The 18537-nt window shown below is 62.2% G+C and carries 17 protein-coding genes; 4 read left to right on the top strand and 13 right to left on the bottom strand.

Annotation, left to right across the window (positions count from 1 at the left end):
• Positions 1-18: 18 nt before the first annotated feature.
• The gene (locus ACN2XU_RS01240) at positions 19-1125 is read left to right on the top strand and encodes an NAD(P)/FAD-dependent oxidoreductase (protein WP_419408562.1); all 1107 of its coding nucleotides are present in this window, start codon (positions 19-21) and stop codon (positions 1123-1125) included.
• 2 nt (positions 1126-1127) lie between these two features.
• Here ACN2XU_RS01240 and ACN2XU_RS01235 read toward each other — a convergent pair whose 3' ends face one another.
• On the bottom strand, positions 1128-2453 hold the full coding sequence (locus ACN2XU_RS01235) for an NAD(P)/FAD-dependent oxidoreductase (protein WP_419408561.1): 1326 nt from the start codon (positions 2451-2453) through the stop codon (positions 1128-1130).
• A gap of 160 nt (positions 2454-2613) precedes the next feature.
• On the opposite strand from ACN2XU_RS01235, the gene ACN2XU_RS01230 reads away from it, so the two are divergent.
• Positions 2614-3108: an Lrp/AsnC family transcriptional regulator gene (locus ACN2XU_RS01230; RefSeq protein WP_419408560.1), complete on the top strand. Its 495-nt coding sequence runs from the start codon at positions 2614-2616 to the stop codon at positions 3106-3108.
• Positions 3109-3128: 20 nt separating this feature from the next.
• Here the strand turns inward: ACN2XU_RS01230 and ACN2XU_RS01225 are convergent, their stop codons facing one another.
• From ACN2XU_RS01225 to ACN2XU_RS01180, 10 genes are all read right to left on the bottom strand, one after another.
• The gene (locus ACN2XU_RS01225) at positions 3129-4805 is read right to left on the bottom strand and encodes an ABC transporter ATP-binding protein (RefSeq protein ID WP_419408559.1); all 1677 of its coding nucleotides are present in this window, start codon (positions 4803-4805) and stop codon (positions 3129-3131) included.
• Positions 4805-5671, bottom strand: a complete 867-nt coding sequence (locus ACN2XU_RS01220; RefSeq protein ID WP_419408558.1) for an ABC transporter permease — start codon at positions 5669-5671, stop codon at positions 4805-4807. Before ACN2XU_RS01220 ends, ACN2XU_RS01225 begins: the two co-directional genes overlap by 1 nt.
• 2 nt (positions 5672-5673) lie before the next feature.
• A complete protein-coding gene (locus ACN2XU_RS01215; protein WP_419408557.1) occupies positions 5674-6630 on the bottom strand; it encodes an ABC transporter permease in 957 nt (318 codons plus the stop codon).
• A gap of 78 nt (positions 6631-6708) precedes the next feature.
• Positions 6709-8319 carry an ABC transporter substrate-binding protein gene (locus tag ACN2XU_RS01210; RefSeq protein WP_419408556.1) on the bottom strand — a complete coding sequence of 537 codons (1611 nt, stop codon included), beginning with the start codon at positions 8317-8319 and terminating at the stop codon, positions 6709-6711.
• A 67-nt stretch (positions 8320-8386) separates the two neighbouring features.
• A complete protein-coding gene (locus ACN2XU_RS01205) occupies positions 8387-9118 on the bottom strand; it encodes an HAD-IA family hydrolase (protein ID WP_419408555.1) in 732 nt (243 codons plus the stop codon).
• 259 nt (positions 9119-9377) lie between these two features.
• Positions 9378-10289 (bottom strand): 2-hydroxyacid dehydrogenase, encoded by a 912-nt coding sequence (locus ACN2XU_RS01200; protein WP_419408554.1) that lies wholly within the window; start codon positions 10287-10289, stop codon positions 9378-9380.
• Positions 10289-11662 carry an aspartate aminotransferase family protein gene (locus ACN2XU_RS01195; protein WP_419408553.1) on the bottom strand — a complete coding sequence of 458 codons (1374 nt, stop codon included), beginning with the start codon at positions 11660-11662 and terminating at the stop codon, positions 10289-10291. The genes ACN2XU_RS01200 and ACN2XU_RS01195 overlap by 1 nt, the downstream gene beginning before the upstream one ends.
• Positions 11663-11679: 17 nt before the next feature.
• Positions 11680-12540: a GNAT family N-acetyltransferase gene (locus tag ACN2XU_RS01190; protein ID WP_419408552.1), complete on the bottom strand. Its 861-nt coding sequence runs from the start codon at positions 12538-12540 to the stop codon at positions 11680-11682.
• 132 nt (positions 12541-12672) lie between these two features.
• Entirely contained in the window at positions 12673-13788 is a 1116-nt protein-coding gene (argE, locus tag ACN2XU_RS01185; RefSeq protein WP_419408551.1) for an acetylornithine deacetylase, read from the bottom strand.
• 15 nt (positions 13789-13803) lie between these two features.
• Positions 13804-14172 (bottom strand): cupin domain-containing protein, encoded by a 369-nt coding sequence (locus ACN2XU_RS01180; protein ID WP_419408550.1) that lies wholly within the window; start codon positions 14170-14172, stop codon positions 13804-13806.
• 221 nt (positions 14173-14393) lie between these two features.
• Here ACN2XU_RS01180 and ACN2XU_RS01175 point away from each other — a divergent pair, with 221 nt between their 5' ends.
• Positions 14394-15059 (top strand): haloacid dehalogenase type II, encoded by a 666-nt coding sequence (locus ACN2XU_RS01175; RefSeq protein WP_419408549.1) that lies wholly within the window; start codon positions 14394-14396, stop codon positions 15057-15059.
• A gap of 16 nt (positions 15060-15075) precedes the next feature.
• Positions 15076-16365 (top strand): NAD(P)/FAD-dependent oxidoreductase, encoded by a 1290-nt coding sequence (locus ACN2XU_RS01170; protein ID WP_419408548.1) that lies wholly within the window; start codon positions 15076-15078, stop codon positions 16363-16365.
• Between the two features lie 42 nt (positions 16366-16407).
• Here the strand turns inward: ACN2XU_RS01170 and ACN2XU_RS01165 are convergent, their stop codons facing one another.
• Positions 16408-17304: a GNAT family N-acetyltransferase gene (locus ACN2XU_RS01165; RefSeq protein ID WP_419408547.1), complete on the bottom strand. Its 897-nt coding sequence runs from the start codon at positions 17302-17304 to the stop codon at positions 16408-16410.
• Positions 17305-17470: 166 nt separating this feature from the next.
• Complete coding sequence (locus tag ACN2XU_RS01160) at positions 17471-18469, bottom strand: LysR family transcriptional regulator (RefSeq protein ID WP_419408546.1); 999 nt, start codon at positions 18467-18469, stop codon at positions 17471-17473.
• Positions 18470-18537: the final 68 nt, after the last annotated feature.

Genomic DNA, 18537 nt, shown 5'->3' with positions numbered 1-18537 from the left:
ATCAAGAAGGGGCGCGCTGTGGATGTGATCGTATTGGGCGGAGGGTTGATGGGCACAAGTGCCGCCTTTTTCCTTGCCCGCCGCGGCATCGCTGTCACGCTGCTCGACCCAAATGCCATTGGCGCGGGAGCGACCACGGCGTCGTTCGGCAACATCCGGCGTACCGGCCGGTTTCTGCCACAGCTGCCGCTCGCGCACCGGTCCCGTGCGCTGTGGGGTCAATCCGAAACACTGCTGCACCGTGACGTGGAATTTCGCGCCACCGGACACCTGCGGCTGATTTTCGACGCGGAAAGCCACGCCGACATGCGGCGCTTTGCCGAGGCTGCCGCCCCATGGGGCCTGCCGTTGGAGGTGCTGGACGCCGCCGAGCTGCGCCGCCGCTTTCCCGGGCTGGGGGCCGATGCTATTGGCGCGTCTTACTCTGCGCAGGACGGCTCGGCCAATCCGCGCCTTGTCGCGCCTGCCTTTGCCGATGCCGCCGCGCGGATGGGGGTAACTGTTCTGCCGCATACCAAAGTGCAGTCCATCGCCAGGACCGACACGGGGTTTGCCGTGCAAACCAGCCACGGCCTGCTCGAAAGCGCGATGCTTCTGAACTGCGCCGGTGCGTGGGGCAAAGCGATTGCCGCGCAATTCGGGGAAGACGTACCGCTGACAATGCATGGCCCGCAAATGGGCGTGACCGAACCGCTCCCCCACCGCATCTTGCCGGTTGTCGGCATGTGGTCGCAAGAAAGCGGCGCTTATCTGCGGCAAGTCGAACGCGGCAATGTCGTCTTTGGCGGCGGTGTGCCCCGCAGGCCCGTCGATCCGAAGACAGGCCATGCCAAGGCGAATCCGGCGCTGCTGCCGCAGCAGTTGAAAACCGTTGTCCGCCTGTTGCCCGCCCTGCGCGAAGTCGCGGTCATCCGGCAATGGTCCGGCTGCGAGGGCTATATCTCGGACGACCTGCCTGTCATGGGTGCCTCGGGCACCACGCCGGGTCTGTTTCACGCCTTCGGCTTTTGCGGCCACGGCTTTCAGCTTGGCCCCGGCGTCGGCGATGCGATGGCCGAGTTGATCGCGACAGGCACCTGCGAGACGCCGCTGGCGCCCTTTGACATCAAACGGTTTGCGGCGTGATCTCAGAATTTCGACACCTTGCCCCATTGGGACTGATCGAAGCGGTTCAGCTTGTATTGTGCGGTTTCGGTGATCGGCTGGCGAGTGAGGATCAGATCCGCCACCAAATGCCCCACCCCCGGCCCGATGCCAAAGCCGTGGCCGGACAGGCCAGCGGCCAGCGTCAGACCCGGAATACCGATGTCGGAATCAATCACAGGCACGCCATCCGGGGTGCTGTCGATGTAACCTGCCCAGCTTTGCTGCATCTCGACACCCTTCAGCGCGGGCAGCAGGGCGCGGGCGTGACGCAGGGCCTCGTCCACATGCGCCTTGGACGGGCGCGGATCAAGGATACGGGTGCGCTCCATCGGTGTCTGCTCGTCCAGCGCCCAGATGGCGCGCGTCTCGAACCGAGCTTTCCACGCCTGAAGCCCGCCGGGCGACAGGGATTTCCATCGTTTGGCAAGCATCGGCAGAAAGTGCTTTGCGCCGGTTATCATCCGCATGGTCGGATCGAAGTGGCTGCGCCCGGACACCGCCACGGTATACCCGCCATCATGCCGCCGTGTGACCGAGGCCGCCGCGGTGTGCAGCGCATCGGGCAAACTCCGGGGCACCGGGTTGAGCGACAGGATCGAGCTGCGCACCGAGGCCTGGGGGAAGAAGATGCCAGACTGGTGCAGGAAACTGCCCGCCCAGGCGCCCCCGGACAGCACAACCTGCTGTGTCCTGATCGTGCCGCGCTCGGTGACCACGGCAGACACCGCACCGGCGCTGGTTTCAATCCCGCGCGCGGCGCAGTTTTGTACAACGGTGGCCCCGTGTTTGATGGCGCCGCGCGCGATCAATGGCGCCGCGCGCGACGGATCGGCAATGCCATCGGTCGGCGACCACACGCCGCCAAGCCAGCTTTGTCCCGTGTCGCGCCCGCGTTCGGTGGCCTCTGCGCTGTTCAGCATGCGCGTGTCCACACCTTCGCCGCGCGCAAAGCGGCCCCAGTTGGCCCAGCCGTCAAGTTCAGCCAGATCATTGGACAGATAGAGCAATCCGCACCGGCGAAAGCCCAGGTCGACACCGATGTCTTCGGCCATGTTCTCCCACAACGCGAGGCTCCTGGTCGACAGCGGCAGCTCGCGGGCATCGCGGTTCTGCTGGCGGCACCAGCCCCAGTTGCGGCTGGACTGTTCCGCACCGACACGCCCCTTTTCCAGCAGCACCACGCGCATCCCCGCACGCGACAGCCAATAGGCGGCACTGACACCGACAATGCCGGCCCCGATGACCACGCAATCGGCGTGTTGCGGCAAGGTTTCATGTGTTTCGATGTGCATCAACGGTGCGGGCATGAGGTTCTCCGATTTGTCACCAAGACCTACGCCACCTCGCCCCATCACATGTGCCGGATTTTGCCCCGCAAACAGCATTTCATGTCGAATGCGGTTGACTATAAACAGGCGCTCACGTTCACAGTGGCGGACAAGGCGCTCAGACTCCGAAGGATAGCAGATGACAAGCCGTTATAAGCTGGACCGGATCGACCTGAAGATTCTGGCCGAGCTGCAGCGCAATGGCCGTATTACCAACGTCGAGCTGGCCGATCTGGTCAGCTTGTCTCCGTCGCCCTGTCTGATGCGCGTCAAAAAACTGCAGAAGGCCGGCTACATCGTCGGCTATGCCGCCCAGATTGACGTGGCCAAGCTGGGCGATACGCTGACCGTCTTTACGGAATTCACGCTCAAGAACCACCGCCAGGTGGACTTTGCACGGTTCCAGGAGGCGCTGGAAAAGGTGCCGTCCTGCGTGGAATGCCACCTTGTTTCAGGTGGCTACGACTACCTGGCGAAATTCGTCACCTCGTCGATCGCGGATTATCAAAACGTGATCGAAGCACTGATCGACCGCAGCGTCGGAATCGACAAGTATTTCAGTTTTGTCGTGATGAAGACGCCCTTTGTCAAAACCCAGCTGCCGCTGACCGATCTGTTCGAAGACCGGATCTGACCGCGCAACGGAAGACCACGTTACCGGTCGGAAAATTGCGCGATCAGTTCGGGGTCTTGTTCCAGCGACGCAAGCCAACCGGTGTCCAGCTTGGGGATCGAAGAGATAAGCAGCCGCGAATAGGGATGCGTGGCACGCTCTGACATCTGGCTTGCAGGCAACGCCTCGACGACGACCCCTTTGTGCATCACCAGAACGTCATCGCAAATCGCCTCGACCGTGGACAGGTCGTGGCTGATGAACATGTAGCTCAGGCCAAGCTCGCTTTGCAGCTCCTTCAGCAGCTCAAGGATGGCAGCAGCGACAACCGTGTCGAGCGCCGATGTGATCTCGTCACACAGGATCAGTTCAGGCTCGGCCGCCAGAGCGCGGGCAAGGTTGACACGCTGCTTTTGCCCGCCGGAGAGTTCGCTCGGCAAGCGGTGTCGCATCGTGGCAGGCAGATGGACCATGTCCAGCAATTCGATGACGCGGGCATCGCGCGCCTTGCCGCGCAGACCATGGTAGAAGGTCAACGGACGTCCGATGATATTCGCGATCGAGTGTCCCGGATTCAGCGCGGTATCCGCGAGTTGGAACACAATCTGAGTGTGCCGCAAATCTTCCTTGGACCGGTTTGCAAGATCGGGTTTCAGTTCATGACCATTGACCAGAACGCTGCCACCATAGGGCGGCAAGATGCCGGCAATCGCGCGAGCCAGGGTGGACTTGCCCGAACCGGATTCACCGATCACCCCCAGATTGCGGCCCTGTTCCAACCGGAAATTGACATCCTGCAGGATCTTGATCGAGGGTTCGCCGTTGCGGATGGTGCCATAGCCCGCGTTCAGGTTCAAAACTTCAAGGATCGGTTTCTTGTGCTCCGCCTTCGAGATCGGCTGTGGCGTGCGGCCCGCCGGTTCGAATGCCGCCAGAAGGTCTTTGGTGTAGGCGTTCCGGGGCGCATTCAGGATTTGCTCGGCGGTTCCGACTTCCTGCACTTCGCCGCCGCGCAACACAACGATCCGGTCGGCAATCTGCGCCACGACGGCCAGATCGTGACTGACATAGACCCCTGCGCAGCCCCCTGCGGCCATCGCCGATTTGAAGGCGCGCAGCACCTCGATCTGGGTCGTGACGTCCAGCGCCGTGGTCGGCTCGTCAAAAATGACAAGACGCGGATCACCGATCAGCGCCATCGCCGCAGACAGCCTTTGCAACTGGCCACCCGAAACCTGATGTGGATAGCGCTCGCCAATGGTGTCGGGGTCAGGCAGCGCCAGAGCACGGAACAGGTCGACGGCCTTCTCGCGGGCCTCGGCCTTTGGCATCAGATTGTGAATCGTCGAGATCTCGATCACCTGATCCATGATCCGCTGTGACGGGTTGAACGCCGCCGCTGCCGATTGCGGAACATAGGACACGTCTGTCCCGCGCATCGCCGCGCGCTGGCGATTGGTCATCGCCGTCACGTCGTTGTCACCGATGCGGATCTGACCGCCGTTGATCGAGCAGCCGGGCCGCGTATGACCCATCAGCGACAGCGCAATCGTGGTCTTGCCCGAACCGGATTCCCCGATCAGAGCGAGGATTTCACCCGGTGCGATGTCGAAATCGACGCCCTTGATGATCTCGACCTTGCGGTTGGCGTCGGTGATCGCGCCGATCTTCAGATCGCGGACGCTGACAAGCGGCGTATTGTCTGGTGTCTGGGGCATCATTCGCTCCTGTCACGGATACGGGTTGGCAGGTTGTCGATGAACATGTTCACCGAGATGGTCAGCGAGGCAATGGCAACCGACGGAAACAGAACCGCAGGCGCCCCAAGGCTGAGCCCCTCGATATTCTCGCGCACCAGCGCGCCCCAGTCGGCATTGGGCGGCTGCACACCAAGGCCAAGGAACGACAGCCCCGATAACACCAGCACGATAAACACAAAGCGCAGACCAAGATCGGCCAGAACCGGGCCAAGGATATTGGGGAAAATCTCGCGCAGGATCAGGTAGGGTGTCCCCTCGCCCCGTGCACGGGCGACGGTGACAAAGTCCATGGTGTTGATGTTCACCGCCAGCGCCCGCGCGAAACGGTAGGACCCCGGCATGTAAATTGCCGTCAACGTCAGAACCAGGACAGGGATCGATGAGCCGACAGCCGCAACAACCACCAGACCGAACAGCAACGACGGGATGCCGTTGTAGGCGTCCAGAAACCGCGACAGGATCATGTCGAACCAGCCACCGGCGACGGCGGCGACCATGCCCAGCAACACGCCGATGGTACAGGCCAGCGTCACCGCAGCCAGCGCGATGCCAACGGTATAGCGCGCGCCCATGATGATACGTGAAAAGATATCGCGGCCCAGATAATCGGTGCCCATCCAGAACTCGGATGTGACCGGACCAAAGTAGTCCCAGTCCACGATCTCTCCCGGCGGATAAGGTGCCATGTAAGGGCCCGCAACGGCCACAACGGCCCAGAACAGGATCACGGCCAGACCGATACGGCCCACCCAGTTGAAAGCGAACTTGGGCCCTTCTGGCGTTTCGGGCTTTTCGGCGGCGGTGGTTGTCGCGGAACCAGTCATGATCAACGGAGCCTCGGGTTCGACAGGATTGCAATCAGATCGGCCAGCGTGATCAGCGACAGATAGCTGACGCAAAAGATCATGGCGCAGGACTGGATCAGCGGCAGGTCGCGGGTCGAAACCGCATCGACCATCAGTTTGGCAACACCGGGATAGTTGAAGATCGTCTCGACAATGATCACCCCGCCCACAAGATAGCTCAGCGATAGCGCCACAGCGTTGGCAATCGGCCCCAGCGCATTGGGCAGCGCGTGGCGCAGCACCATGCGCGACCGCGACGCCCCCTTGAGCAGGGCCATCTCGACGTAGGGCGTGTTGATGGTTTCGATCACCGCCGCGCGGGTCATGCGGATCATCTGTGCCGAGACCACCAACGACAAGGAGATGACCGGCATCGCGTAGGCCCGCAGCACGGCGGACCAACTGTCAAGCTCAACGCCATAGCTGAGCGCGGGCAACCATCCCAGCCAGACGGCAAAGATCAGCACCGCCAACGTGGCCACCATGAATTCGGGCACCGACACGACGGAGATCGTCAGCAAGGACACTGCGCGGTCAAAGATAGACCCGCGCCACATCGCCGCGCAGATCCCAAGCGTCAGTGCGATCGGCACCGACACCAGCGTCACGACACCGGCAAGGCGCAGCGAATTGAGAAGCCGCCCACCGATCAGGTCGGCAACCTCCATATTGTTGACATAGGACGTGCCCATATCGCCCCGGGCCAATCCCAGCAGCCAGTGCACAAAGCGCGACAGCGCCGGTTCGTTCAGACCCATCGCATCGCGAAGACCGGCGACGGCTTCGGGCGTGGCCGCCTGACCCAGCAAAATCTCGGCCACATCGCCGGGCAGCATGGCAGTTGCGAAAAACACGGCGAACGACACGACGATCAACGTCAGAAACGCGATGCCAAGCCTTTGCGCGACAAGAATGTATGGCAGGAGAGATCGGGTCAAAGGCACCTCGTATCGATTGGAAAAATGTTTGAAGGGCCGCGCAGTATCTGCGCGACCCAGGTTTGGCGTGCCAGGCGATCAGTCGTTCAGCCAGACGTACTCGGCAAAGGCATAGCCCATCATACCACCCAGCGGGTTGGATTCGAGGCCCCCCAGTTTGGAGGTTACGGCGTCGACGTTGGAAATAAAGGTTGGAATGATCGTGCCTGCTTCGTTGGCAACCATTTCCTGCATGTCCCAATACATCGCTGTCCGCTTCTCTTCATCCAGCGAGCCGCGCGCTTCGATCATCATCTTGTCGAATTTCTCCGACTTGTAGTGACTTTCGTTCCACGGCGCTTGCGATGCGTAGAGCAGCGAGAACAGGATATCCGGTGTCGGTCGCGGGTTGATGTTGCCGAAGTGAACCGGTGACTTCAGCCAGTAGTTCGACCAGTAGCCATCGGACGGCACGCGATCGACCGTCAGGTTCATGCCGATTTGCGAGCCAGCCTGCTGGACCACCGTGGCCATATCCACCGACGATCCGGCCGCATCCGACGCCACCATCGGAATTTCGACCCCCAGAAGACCCGCTTTTTCAAAGTGGTACTTGGCCTTTTCGGGATCGTAGTCACGCGGTGCCAGATTGGGGTTGTGATAGCGGTTGGCAGAGGACACGGGCTGGTCGTTGCCGATTTCCGCCAAGCCGCGCAGAACCGATTTCTGGATCGCCTCACGATTGATCAGCGATTTCATCCCGTCGACAAAATCCATCTGCTCGCCCGGCGCAACGTCCAGACGGATGTTCAGGTTGGTGTAATTGCCGGAGGTCGAGATGTTGGTGCGCACCGCATCGTTGCCCTCGATCATCCGCAAGGAGCGCGGGTTGACCGCCGCCGCAATCTGGATATCGCCGGACAACAAGGCGTTAACCCGCGCATTGTTGTCGGGAATGGCGAAGAATTCAAAGCTGTCAAGATAGGCACCTTGCGCCTTGAAATAGTTGGGGTTTCTGACACCGATCGACCGCACGCCCGGCTCGAAGGTTTCACTAATGAACGCGCCGGTGCCGTTGGCCGTGCTGAAATCGGTGGTGCCATCCGCGACGATCATGAAGTGGTGCAGGGACAGGATTGTCGGAAGGTCGGCGTTGGGCTCGGCCAGAACGATCTTCACGGTCAGCTCGTCGACCTTGCTGATTTCGGTCATCTGCTTGGCCAGCGAATTTGCCTTGGAGCCGACGGCAGGATCGAGGTGACGGTTCATCGAATAAACAACGTCATCCGCTGTCAGCGTCTTGCCGTCGTGGAATTGCACACCGGACTTCAGTTTGATTTCCCAGGTCTGCGCGTCGCTCGAAGCGATGCTGTCAGCCAGTTCCATCTGCACGTCACCGTTGGAATCCAGGAACGTCAGACGGTTGTAGTAGGCGCAGCAGCGGACATAGTCGGTGGACAGTGTCGCCTTGGCCGGGTCGAGCGTATCTGCGGTGGACGACGACCAGCCGGCAGCCTTCAGGTTGCCACCGGTGGTTGGCGTTGCCGCGACGGCGGACGTGGCGTTCATCAGAACCGATCCACCGGCTGCCAGGGTCACACCCGATGCCATCAGCATTTTCAGCAGCTCGCGGCGCGATGCACCACGGCGGATCATCTCTTCGACCGCTGCGTCATCGCGGCCGGTCCAGTTTGTTGGGGTCTTGGTCATTTTGAGCTTCCCTGATGTTGTGAAAATGAGGTCCTAGCGGTCTTGGCGCCGCTTCGGACGGTTCAAGTCATGCACCGAATGCCGCGTCGGCCGCGTCGGCCAACTCGATCAGCGTATGAAAGTGGTAATCCGGTTCGGTGAACGAAACCGGTTCGATCGTGCCGCCATATCCGTCCTGTGCATGACGGCGCTGGATCCATGCATTGGTCATGCCAAGTTCACGCGAAATGCCGATGTCGTGGTGCTGGCTTTGCGCGGTGTGCAGGATGTCACTCTTGGTGCCGCCGTCCATCGCAACGCGATCGAACACGTGATGGAAGAAGGATGGGTCGGGCTTTTCCGTGCCGGTGTCGTCGCAGGTGAAACCGGCCCAGAACGGATTGCCCAGCTTGGCTGCGTATTTGTCAAAGGCCCAACGACGGGCATTCGTCATCGCGATGAGCTTGTATCGCGCCTTCAGCCGCGCCATCGCTTCCACGCTGTCCGCGAAAGGGTCGGCGTCGCCCACCGCATCGACCATGGACTGGCGGTACTCGGGCGTGTCTGGCAGGCCGAACGCGGCGGCGATGCGGCCATAGCACCGTCCCAGATCGTCCGGGAACAGACCCGCGTCCGGTTCGTAGCGGGCATCGCGGTAGACGGCCAGTGCCGCTTCACCGTTCAGATCAATGCCCTCTTTCGCAGCGATATCGGCAAGGCCGCCTTTGATCGCGCCTTCGAAATCAATCAGGGTTCCGACCACATCGAAGCTGATATAACTGAAGGCCGTCAGAGGTTTCAAATCTGTGGTCGTCGCCATCGCTGATGTCCTTTTCGCGAATAGAGAGGCCCCGGGAGCAATGTGCCGTCGTTCCGGCACTGCCTTGCGATCCAACCCGGCGGGTTCATGGGGCGCGGTCCGGAATACGGGCAGTCTATAAGGGACCGGCTTTGATTTTCCTTGGCGTCAGCTTGACCCGAAACAGGGGTCGAGAAACGCCGAATTCATGTCGGGGCACGGCATATTCTACTGTATTCAAGAGAACATCGGCATTTCCCTGTGTTACCCTGTTTTGCACTTAATATCCGCGATCCTGATCCACGCGGCCGGGCAGATCCGCATTTTCCCGGCTGGCGCGCACCACGGCCAGAGCATGACGTGCCCCTTCTGCGTGGTCAGTGTTTGCTGCGATGTGCGGGGTGATCACCACGCGTGGATCGCCCCATGCCCAATGCGTGTCCGGCAACGGTTCGGGGTTGGTCACGTCCAGCATGGCCGAGGTCAGTGCGCCGGTATCCAGCGCCTGTTTCATCGCGTCCATATCCAGCTGCGCGCCGCGCCCCGCGTGCACCAGATGCGCGCCATGCGGCAGTTTGGCGAACAAATCGGCATTCAATATACCACGCGTTTCGTCGGTCAGCGGGAGCAGGCAGATCAGAATGTCCGACAGCGCCAGAAAGTCGTCCAGACCGTCATTCCCGTAGACCACGAAGTCGTCCACGGCTCGGCCCGAGCGGGACCAGCCCACCACATCGAATTCCATCTGCGACAGGGTGCGTGCGGCCAATGTGCCGATGCGGCCCATGCCCATTATCCCAACGCGCGTGCCTCGCGCACGGGGCACGTCGTGGCCAGTCCACTGGCCCGCGTCGGCCTGTTTCAGATACTGCGGCATACCGCGGTGCAACATAAGCGTGGACATGACCACCCAGTCGCGCACCATCTCTTCAATGCCGGGCGCGACGGTTCGCACAAGCGCCACCCCATCAGGCATTCGCGGCATCTGGTCGACACCGGCACCAGAGCCGATCACGACCTTCAGGTTGGGATAACGCTGCAGATCCTTCGGCGGCACCCAGCACATCAAATGCGTGATCTCGGCCGGATCGCTCACCGCGTCCTCTCCCACGACAAGGTGTTCACCCGCCTCCTTGAACATCGGGGCCCAGACGGCCGCCCGCTCGGGTGTCGAGAGGAACAGCAACGCCATCAGCGCAGAACCGCGCGAATTTCGGGATCGTCCAACGTCAGATCCAGTACGGCCCGGGTGCGTTCGACAATCGCATCAATCTCGTCGTCGGTACAGCACAGCGGCGGCGCATAGCCAAAGATGCCCTGCGCGAACGAGCGCACGATCAAACCCTGATCCCATGCGCGGTCGAAGAGCCGCGTTGCCGGTTGTACCTCGGCTGGCAGTGGGGTCTTCTTGTCCTTGTCGGTCACCATCTCGACAGCCGCCAGCATGCCGCGTCCCCGCACGTCACCAACCAGCGGGTGGTCACGCAAGCTCTCCAGACCCGCCATCAGACGCGCACCGGCCTTGATGCCGTTTTCAAACAAGCCGCCTTCGTACAGCGCCAGAACCTCAAGCGCGACGGCCGCCGACACCGGGTGCGCCGAATAGGTAAAGCCGTGGCCAACGGCCTTGGCCCCTGCCCCGTCGGCGATGGTGTCATAGACGTGGTCGGACATGAGCACCGCGCCCATCGGCACATAGCCAGAGGTCAGCCCCTTGGCGCAGGTGATCAGGTCGGGCACGATGCCTTCATCGGCACTGGCAAAGATCGGACCGGTGCGGCCAAAGCCGGTGATCACCTCGTCGGCAATGAACAGAATGCCCAACGCCTTGCAGACATCGCGCATTGCCTTGATCCAGCCCTTGGGCGGAACCAGAACGCCGCCCGATCCCTGGATCGGCTCAACATAGAATGCCGCCACCTTGTCCTCGCCGATCGCGGCCACCTTGGCCCGCAGTTCGGCAACCGATGCGTCGATGACAGTTTGCGGATCGTCGCCCAGTGGGTTGCGATAGAGATAGTGCGACGAAATCTTATGCTGCCAAGCATAGGGTACGCCAAAGCCGTCATGAAAGCCCGGCAATGCCGTCAGGCCCGCACCCATGGTGGTCGACCCGTGATAGCCCTGCTCCACCGAGATGAACTGGTCCCGCTCGGGCTGGCCCTTGGCATGCCAGTAATAGCGGACAAAACGAATTGTGCTGTCGACCGCGTCCGACCCACCAAGGGTGAAGTAGACGTGGTTCAGATCACCGGGGCTGCGCTCGGCCAGCGCGGCTGCCAGACGGATGGGCGCTTCGGACCCCAGATCAAAATAGCCCGTGGCATAGGGCAGCCGGCGCATCTGCTCGGCGGCCGCTTCGACCACGCTTTCGTGGCCGTACCCTGCGTTTACACACCAAAGTCCGGCAAAGCCGTCAATCAGCTGGCGGCCTTCGACGTCGGTAACGGTTGCGCCTTTGGCAGATTTCAGAACGCGCACGCCGCGGGCTTCGTGGCCACGAAACGACGAGACGGGATGAACAAGGTGCTGGCGGTCCAGCTCAACAAGGGAATTGGTCAGCATGTCAGTCTCCGAATGGGTCAGCCCAGTGCCTGCGACACAAAAGCGTAAGTGTTGAAATCCGATGCCTCGGCGGGCCGCGCGCAACAGTGCATGGCGATACCCCCACCGGCAGAGGCAAGGCCAAGTTGCCGGGCATAGACAGCAAGCCCGCCGCCCTCATCCTCGGCCTGTCCGACAAGATCGACGCGCAGGAACCGGCCAGCGCAGCGCACCGACGCTTCAGCCATCAGCGCCCGCGCGGTGGCGGCATCCCTGGCGACAATGGGCCCAATCACCTTGCCGCGACCGAAACCACGCACCACGGCAAAGCCCCCGGCAGCGGTCAGAAGGTCGCCCTCGGCCACGATGGCAGACAGCAGCCCCTCGCGCGACAGTCCCGAGGCCGCCGTATCCATCCGCACCAGACCGGCGATGTCGTTCAGGGTGCCGGTGGTGACAGGCAACTCCGGCGGCGCGGCATTCGCGACGCCCTGATGCTGCAATATCCGGCCTACGGCCTTGAATCCCAGCTTTTCATACAGCGGCAATCCGTCTGCCGTCGCCACAAGCCGCAACTCGCGCGCTTCGCCCAAGGCAATCACCCGCTCCATCAACGCGCGCCCCAAACCCCGGCCCCGCATTGCCGCATCGACGATGATCATGTTCAGCGTCGCAACCGCGCCGAAGCTGGAACAAAGCGCCGTGCCCACGACCCGGCCGTTTGCAAGCGCCACGACGCCTTCGGACACCGAAAGGTTCAGCGCCCAGTCTTCGGCGCGGTGTGGCCAGCCAACCGCTCGCGACAATTCAAGCGCTTCGGCGATGTGGCTTTGCGTGAAGGGTTCAAAGCTGATTTTGTTCCGGGACAGCGCGGTGCTGTCGGGTTTGGTCTGGGTCATGAGGTGGTCCGTCTTGTTCTGCCTGCAGCGTAGTGGCAGAGGGCTGGCAGTTTCGCCCTGTTCTCCCGCGCGGGCAGCAGTTTTGGTGGGATACTCACAGCGTTGCCGCAGGATATGCTGTCGACCGGCATCTCATGCGTCAGCCAGCTTGCGGCCCAACGCCAGGATCATGTCGACCGCGCCCTGCAATTCGTCCTCCGTCAGGTATTCCTCGGGGCGATGGGCGCGGCCAATGTCGCCGGGGCCGCAGATGATCGACGGCACGCCCGCCTGCTGAAACAGTCCTGCCTCGGTCCCGAAACTGACGGCACCCACCGGCGTCTGCCCGGAGATGTCGACCACCAGCCCGGCAAGCGGATGATCCGCGTCCAGCGCCAGCGCCGGATAGCTCGACAACCAGGTTGACCGCACACCGTCCGGGAGCGTCGCCAGAACAGGGGCCAACAAGGACTGTGGATCGACACCCGCGATGGCCCGCGCTTCCATATCGGCCTGTGCGGCTTCGGGGATGATGTTGATCGCCTGCCCGCCATTGATCGTGCCGATCTGCAGACTGGAGTAAGGCGGTGCAAAACGCGGGTCCTGCGGGCCGGTCTCCAACGCCTTTGCCTGCGCCGTGGCTGCCAGCAGGGCGGGCAGCAACGCATGAATGGCGTTCACCCCCAGATCGGGGCGCGAGCTGTGGCCCGCGCGCCCTTGGGACATCAGCCGGAGCGCGGCCTTGCCCTTGTGCGCCAACACCGGCACAAGGCCCGTCGGTTCACCCACGATGCACCCCAAGGGGGCAGCACACAGGTCCGGCAACGCCGCCAGCATGTGCGGCACGCCACGGCACCCGGCCTCTTCGTCATAGGACAAGGCGATGTGGATCGGTGCGGTCAGGGTCATGGCCTTCAATGCGGGAACCGCGCCCAGCACTGCCGCGACGAACCCTTTCATATCACAACAGCCCCGGCCAATCAGGCGACCCGCCTCGCGCCTCATGACAAACGGATCGGCTTCCCACTCGGGTTCTTGCGCGGGGACGACATCCACATGCCCCGACAGGATATATCCCGGCACAGACGCGTCGCCGATGGTCGCGAAAAGATTGTAGCGGTCGCCCTCTGGCCCTTTCAGCAGGCGAAAGGGCACGTCATACGCCTCAAGGTAGTCTGCGATGAACGCCATCAACGCGCCATTGGGTGTACCAACGACACTCGGGAAACCGACAAGACGGTCAAGCAGATCAGCGGGAGAAAGGTTCATTGTCACCAACCTCGCTCAGGACGCGATGACAAAAATCTTGCGCACGGTCTCGATGGTCTTCCACTTGCCCACAAAGCCCGGCTTCATGACAAAGCTGTCACCGGCCGCAAAGGGAAATGTGTCACCACCGTCTTCGGTGATCTCGACCCGACCCGACAGGATATGGCAGAATTCGAAGGTGTCGCCCTTGATCGAAATGGTTGTGCCAGGCGGCGCTTCCCAGACGCCAGTGCGGATCTTGCCCCACTGCGCGGCCTCGGCAAGCGCCATGTCCAGCTCCCATGTCTGGAAGGAGGGCGCACCCTCGATCAGGCGTTCGGGCACGGCTTCATCCTTGCGCGGTGCAAAATCCGGAGTGCTTGGAATCGCGACGATATAGGGCATGGAAAGGCATTCCTTGAAGGGCGCATGGCGCGCGTTTGAGGGCGTTGCACGCAGACTGCCACCGCCCGCGCAGACATCGCGACCAAAGACGCGCGTCCCGCGGCAGGTCGTGCCGCAGGTCGCGCCACATTCGCTATTTCGTGCTTTTAAAACCTCAAACGCGGCAAGCGCTGTGGCGAAATGCGGGTGACTATGAAGCGAACAGAAGCTCGGAGAACGAAATGACCTTTCGCCCCAAATTCATCACCTTTGACTGCCACGGCACCATGATCTTTTTCGACATGGCCGGCGCCGCCCGTGCGCATTACGCCGACACACTCTCGCCGGAAAAGATGGACAAATTCATCGCCGATTTCTCGGCCTACCGGCTGGATGAGGTGCTGGGCGCGTGGAAGCCCTATGCCGATGTCGTCTACAACGCGCTGGAACGCACCTGCAAACGCAATGGCGTGGCCTTTGATCCCGCGGTTGCGGCGGACATCTATACCCGCGTTCCGACCTGGGGTCCGCATGCCGATGTCCCCGCCGGTCTGGCCAAGGTTGCCGACAAGATCCCGCTGGTGGCCCTGACCAACTCGATGAACGAGCAAATCCCTCACAACATCGAAAAACTGGGCGCGCCCATCGCACATGTGTACACCGCCGAAAGCGCCGGGGCCTATAAACCGCAGATGCAGGCGTTTGAATACATGTTCGACATGCTTGGATGCGGCCCCGAGGATGTGCTGCACGTCTCGTCCAGCTTCCGCTATGATCTCATGACCGCCCATGACCTTGGCATCAAGAACAAGGTCTGGGTAAACCGTGGTCACGAGCCTGCAAACCCCTATTACGGCTATACCGAGTTGAAAGATGTCTCCGGGCTTGCCGCCGTCGTCGGCCTGTAAGGGGCCGGAGCACACCATGAAGTACATGTCATACTGGCACGACACCGCGACGCCCTTTGGCAACGCGCAGATCGGCCCCGTGACCGGCCATGTCGATGTGGCCGTGATCGGGGGCGGCTTTACCGGGCTGAATGCCGCGCGCAAACTGGCCCGCGAAGGTGTCGGCGTCGCCCTGTTTGAGGCCGATCACATCGGCGCGGGGGGATCCGGGCGCAATGGTGGCCATCTGAACAATGGCATGGCGCATGGATACGCCGAGGCCAGGGACCACTTCGGCGCCGATCGCGCGCGCGCGCTCTACAAGGCCTACGACCGGTCGATCGACATGATCGAGGATGTTATAGAAGAGGAGAAGATCGTCTGTGACTTCCGCCGCTCGGGCAAGCTGAAACTGGCATCGAAACCGTCGCACGTTGCCGGTCTGCGCGCCGGCTTCGAGGTGCTCAACAGGGATGTCGATCCGGACACGCGCTGGATCGACAAGGCGGATCTTGCACAGGAAATTGGCTCGGACGCCTTTCACGGCGCGATGATCTACGAAAAATCCGCGATGATGCACATGGGGCGCTATGTGAACGGGCTGGCAGAGGCGGCGCACCGCCATGGCGCGTTGATCTGGGAACACGCCCCTGTCATCGCGCGTGCGCGATGCGGCACAGGATGGGAATTGACCACCCCAAAGGGCAAGATCACCGCCGATCGCGTGATCGCGGCCACCGGGGCCTATTCCGGCGCACACGCGAAAAAGCCGCTGGCATACTTCCGGCGGCGCATCATTTCGGTGGGCTCGTTCATCATCGCGACGCGCCCTCTGACCGAGGATGAGATCGCAGCGACCCTGCCCGGCAACCGCACCTGCGTGACCTCCCTGAACATCGGCAACTACTTCCGCCTTTCCCCCGACAATCGGCTGATCTTTGGCGGTCGCGCGCGGTTCTCGGCGGTGTCCGACCAACGGTCCGACGCCAAATCGGGTGAAATCCTGCGCAAGTCGATGGCGGCAATCTTTCCGCACCTGGCAGACATTCAGATCGACTATTGCTGGGGCGGTCTTGTCGGCATGACCAAGGACCGCTTTCCCCGCGCGGGCGAGGCGGACGGAATGATCTACGGCATGGGCTATTCCGGCCACGGCGCGCAAATGTCGACGCTGATCGGTCAGGCGCTGGCGGATATGGCACTGGGACGGCAAGACACTAACCCCCTTGCAGGGCTGGATTGGCCTGCCATTCCGATGCACAGCGGCAAGCCGTGGTTCCTGCCCATGGTGGGGCTTTGGTTCGGATTGAAAGATCGCCTGTCGTGACCGGGCGGGGGCTGCAACGCCCCCGTCGCCGATCGCTCTGACCTATCCCAGCGAATGCGAGGCCAGACCGTACAGCAAGGCACCATCCGTCGCACGGCGAGACAGGCCAATGCGCATTTCTGTCACCGTGTCGAACACACCCAATCCGGCCGCGTTCAGAAATGCCTTGAAATGGTCGCTGTGCTGGGGCGTGTCCAGACGGGCGAAACGGCCCTCGCATTGCTGTAGCAGCGGGGCGCACAATTGCATGGCCATCTGGTCGTGTTCGGCGACAACCGGCCCGATCACCGCCCCTTTGCCAAAGTCGCGCATCATCGCGAAACCGCAGACCGCACCGGCGCGCTCCACCACGACCGCCCCCGTGGACAGCCGCCCCATCGCATCCAGCACGTCGGTTCGCGCGGCCCCGTATGCGTGCCGGTCCAGCGCCTGAACCGCCGCGTGGTCCGATGGCTGCAACGCGCGCAGCGTCAGGCCATGGGCGGGCTCAGGCAGGTGGATCGGACGCACCATCCCCTGTTGTTGCGAGATTGTGGCGACCGTCTCGAAGCCTGCGGATTCATACAGCCAAAATCCTGACTTCGTTGCCGAGAGCCGCAGGTCACGGCCTTCGCAGTCTTTCAGGATGCGCCGCAGCAACCGACGGCCCGCGCCCAGTGCCTGCAGGCGCGGCGTTGTCACCATCATGCCGAGCATCGCAAAATCGGTTCCCATCGTGAAATACATCGCGGACCCGATCGGGCGCCCGATTTCGTCCAGCGCGATGTACCCCTGTCCGAGCGCCAGAAAGGTATCGAGATCACGTGCCTTGTGAGGCCAGAACACCGAGACCGTCAGTTCGTGCAGCAATGGGCGGTCGTCCGGCGTGATGCGCCGGATCGTCGCCTCAAAGGTGTCCAACAACAACCGTTCCTCATCCTCAGGCGTGGAACGGGACATGAACGCCTTGTATCGCGCGGCGCTGGCTGCACTGCTCGCACGCATTTTTGCTAACTGGTCGCTCGCGTCACTGGCATTGGACTGCATCAAACGGTTCCTGAGGCTCAACTCCGAGACACAAACGCCATTACCTGTGCCGGCTCCAGTATTGATCGGAATTGATGGATTATTCTACCGAATCCTCGCTTTGTCTGACACAATCTGCTGCACTGACACGCACGCCTTTCGGACCCGCGCCCAGACGCGCCACAGCCTCCAGATCCTCGGCCATCCGATCGCACAGCCATTGGGCAATTTCGCGCGCCACGGGCCGCATCGGGCCTGGCCGTGTGGACAGCAGCCGGACAACCCGTCCTGTGTCGATCCAGCGCCCCTGCCACGCGGGCACAAGTCGCCCGCTGCGCAGGCTGCCGGCCACCACATTCAACCACCCCAAGACAATGCCAGTGCCATCCGTCGCGGCCTGAATGATCGCGGCGTAGTCGGAAAACACGTGCCAAACGGCTTGGCCGCGCGCCTCTGGACTGGTGCCCAGGACCGGATCCCAAATCGTGCCCGGATGATCTGACAAGTGCAGGAACGTATGACCGGCCCAGCCCCCCTCGGGATCCGGCGCCAATGCCCCGCCATGCGCCGCAAGATATTCGGGGCTGCACACCGGCACGATGACCTCGGGTGCCAAAACTACCGCGTCCGGCGCGGCATCGGTGATCAAGGTGGCAAGATCAACCTCGCCCGCCACCGATGTGCGCGTGCCCGAAACCAGATCAAACCGCAGGACCGCGTGGGGGAACTGTTCGGTCAGGGCCGCCAACCGCGACACCAGCCAATTCGTGACAAAGGCGTTGGAGAGCGACAAAACCAACTCGCTGTCGGATGCCATGCTTTGCGCGCGCAGGGTGTCTATCGCCTCCGCGATACGCCCCAAACCATCGGTGGTGGCACCAAAGAGCAAACGTCCCGCATCCGTCAAATGCGCGCCGCCCGCGCCCCGCACGAACAGCGGCTGGCCAATGTCCTGTTCCAGCTGCGCGATGTTGCGGCTGATCGATGGCTGCGAAATGTTGAAATCCTTGGCTGCCCGCGTGAAGCTGCCGTGCCGCGCGGCGGCTTCGAACACCAGCAGCGATTTTGGAGAGGTGATCAGTCGCGCCAGCTCGGTCATACGCTCAGCGTATAGAGATTTCCTGTTTTTTCAAGCTATCTTGAATTGTCCATACGGTTGATGCTGCT

It is taken from the genome of Pacificoceanicola niger, assembly GCF_048553275.1.
Taxonomy (GTDB): Bacteria; Pseudomonadota; Alphaproteobacteria; order Rhodobacterales; family Rhodobacteraceae; genus Pacificoceanicola.
Note: the sequence above shows the minus strand (reverse complement) of the source record. Positions and strands in the feature narration are given on the sequence as shown.

Coding starts and splice junctions, on each gene's coding strand:
- ACN2XU_RS01165 (WP_419408547.1), bottom strand. CDS start 17,304: ATGTCCCGTTCCACGCCTGAGGATGAGGAACGGTTGTTGTTGGACACC.
- ACN2XU_RS01170 (WP_419408548.1), top strand. CDS start 15,076: ATGAAGTACATGTCATACTGGCACGACACCGCGACGCCCTTTGGCAAC.
- ACN2XU_RS01230 (WP_419408560.1), top strand. CDS start 2,614: ATGACAAGCCGTTATAAGCTGGACCGGATCGACCTGAAGATTCTGGCC.
- ACN2XU_RS01175 (WP_419408549.1), top strand. CDS start 14,394: ATGACCTTTCGCCCCAAATTCATCACCTTTGACTGCCACGGCACCATG.
- ACN2XU_RS01195 (WP_419408553.1), bottom strand. CDS start 11,662: ATGCTGACCAATTCCCTTGTTGAGCTGGACCGCCAGCACCTTGTTCAT.
- ACN2XU_RS01220 (WP_419408558.1), bottom strand. CDS start 5,671: ATGACTGGTTCCGCGACAACCACCGCCGCCGAAAAGCCCGAAACGCCA.
- ACN2XU_RS01180 (WP_419408550.1), bottom strand. CDS start 14,172: ATGCCCTATATCGTCGCGATTCCAAGCACTCCGGATTTTGCACCGCGC.
- ACN2XU_RS01190 (WP_419408552.1), bottom strand. CDS start 12,540: ATGACCCAGACCAAACCCGACAGCACCGCGCTGTCCCGGAACAAAATC.
- ACN2XU_RS01210 (WP_419408556.1), bottom strand. CDS start 8,319: ATGACCAAGACCCCAACAAACTGGACCGGCCGCGATGACGCAGCGGTC.
- ACN2XU_RS01160 (WP_419408546.1), bottom strand. CDS start 18,469: ATGACCGAGCTGGCGCGACTGATCACCTCTCCAAAATCGCTGCTGGTG.
- argE (WP_419408551.1), bottom strand. CDS start 13,788: ATGAACCTTTCTCCCGCTGATCTGCTTGACCGTCTTGTCGGTTTCCCG.
- ACN2XU_RS01235 (WP_419408561.1), bottom strand. CDS start 2,453: ATGCCCGCACCGTTGATGCACATCGAAACACATGAAACCTTGCCGCAA.
- ACN2XU_RS01225 (WP_419408559.1), bottom strand. CDS start 4,805: ATGCCCCAGACACCAGACAATACGCCGCTTGTCAGCGTCCGCGATCTG.
- ACN2XU_RS01200 (WP_419408554.1), bottom strand. CDS start 10,289: ATGGCGTTGCTGTTCCTCTCGACACCCGAGCGGGCGGCCGTCTGGGCC.
- ACN2XU_RS01205 (WP_419408555.1), bottom strand. CDS start 9,118: ATGGCGACGACCACAGATTTGAAACCTCTGACGGCCTTCAGTTATATC.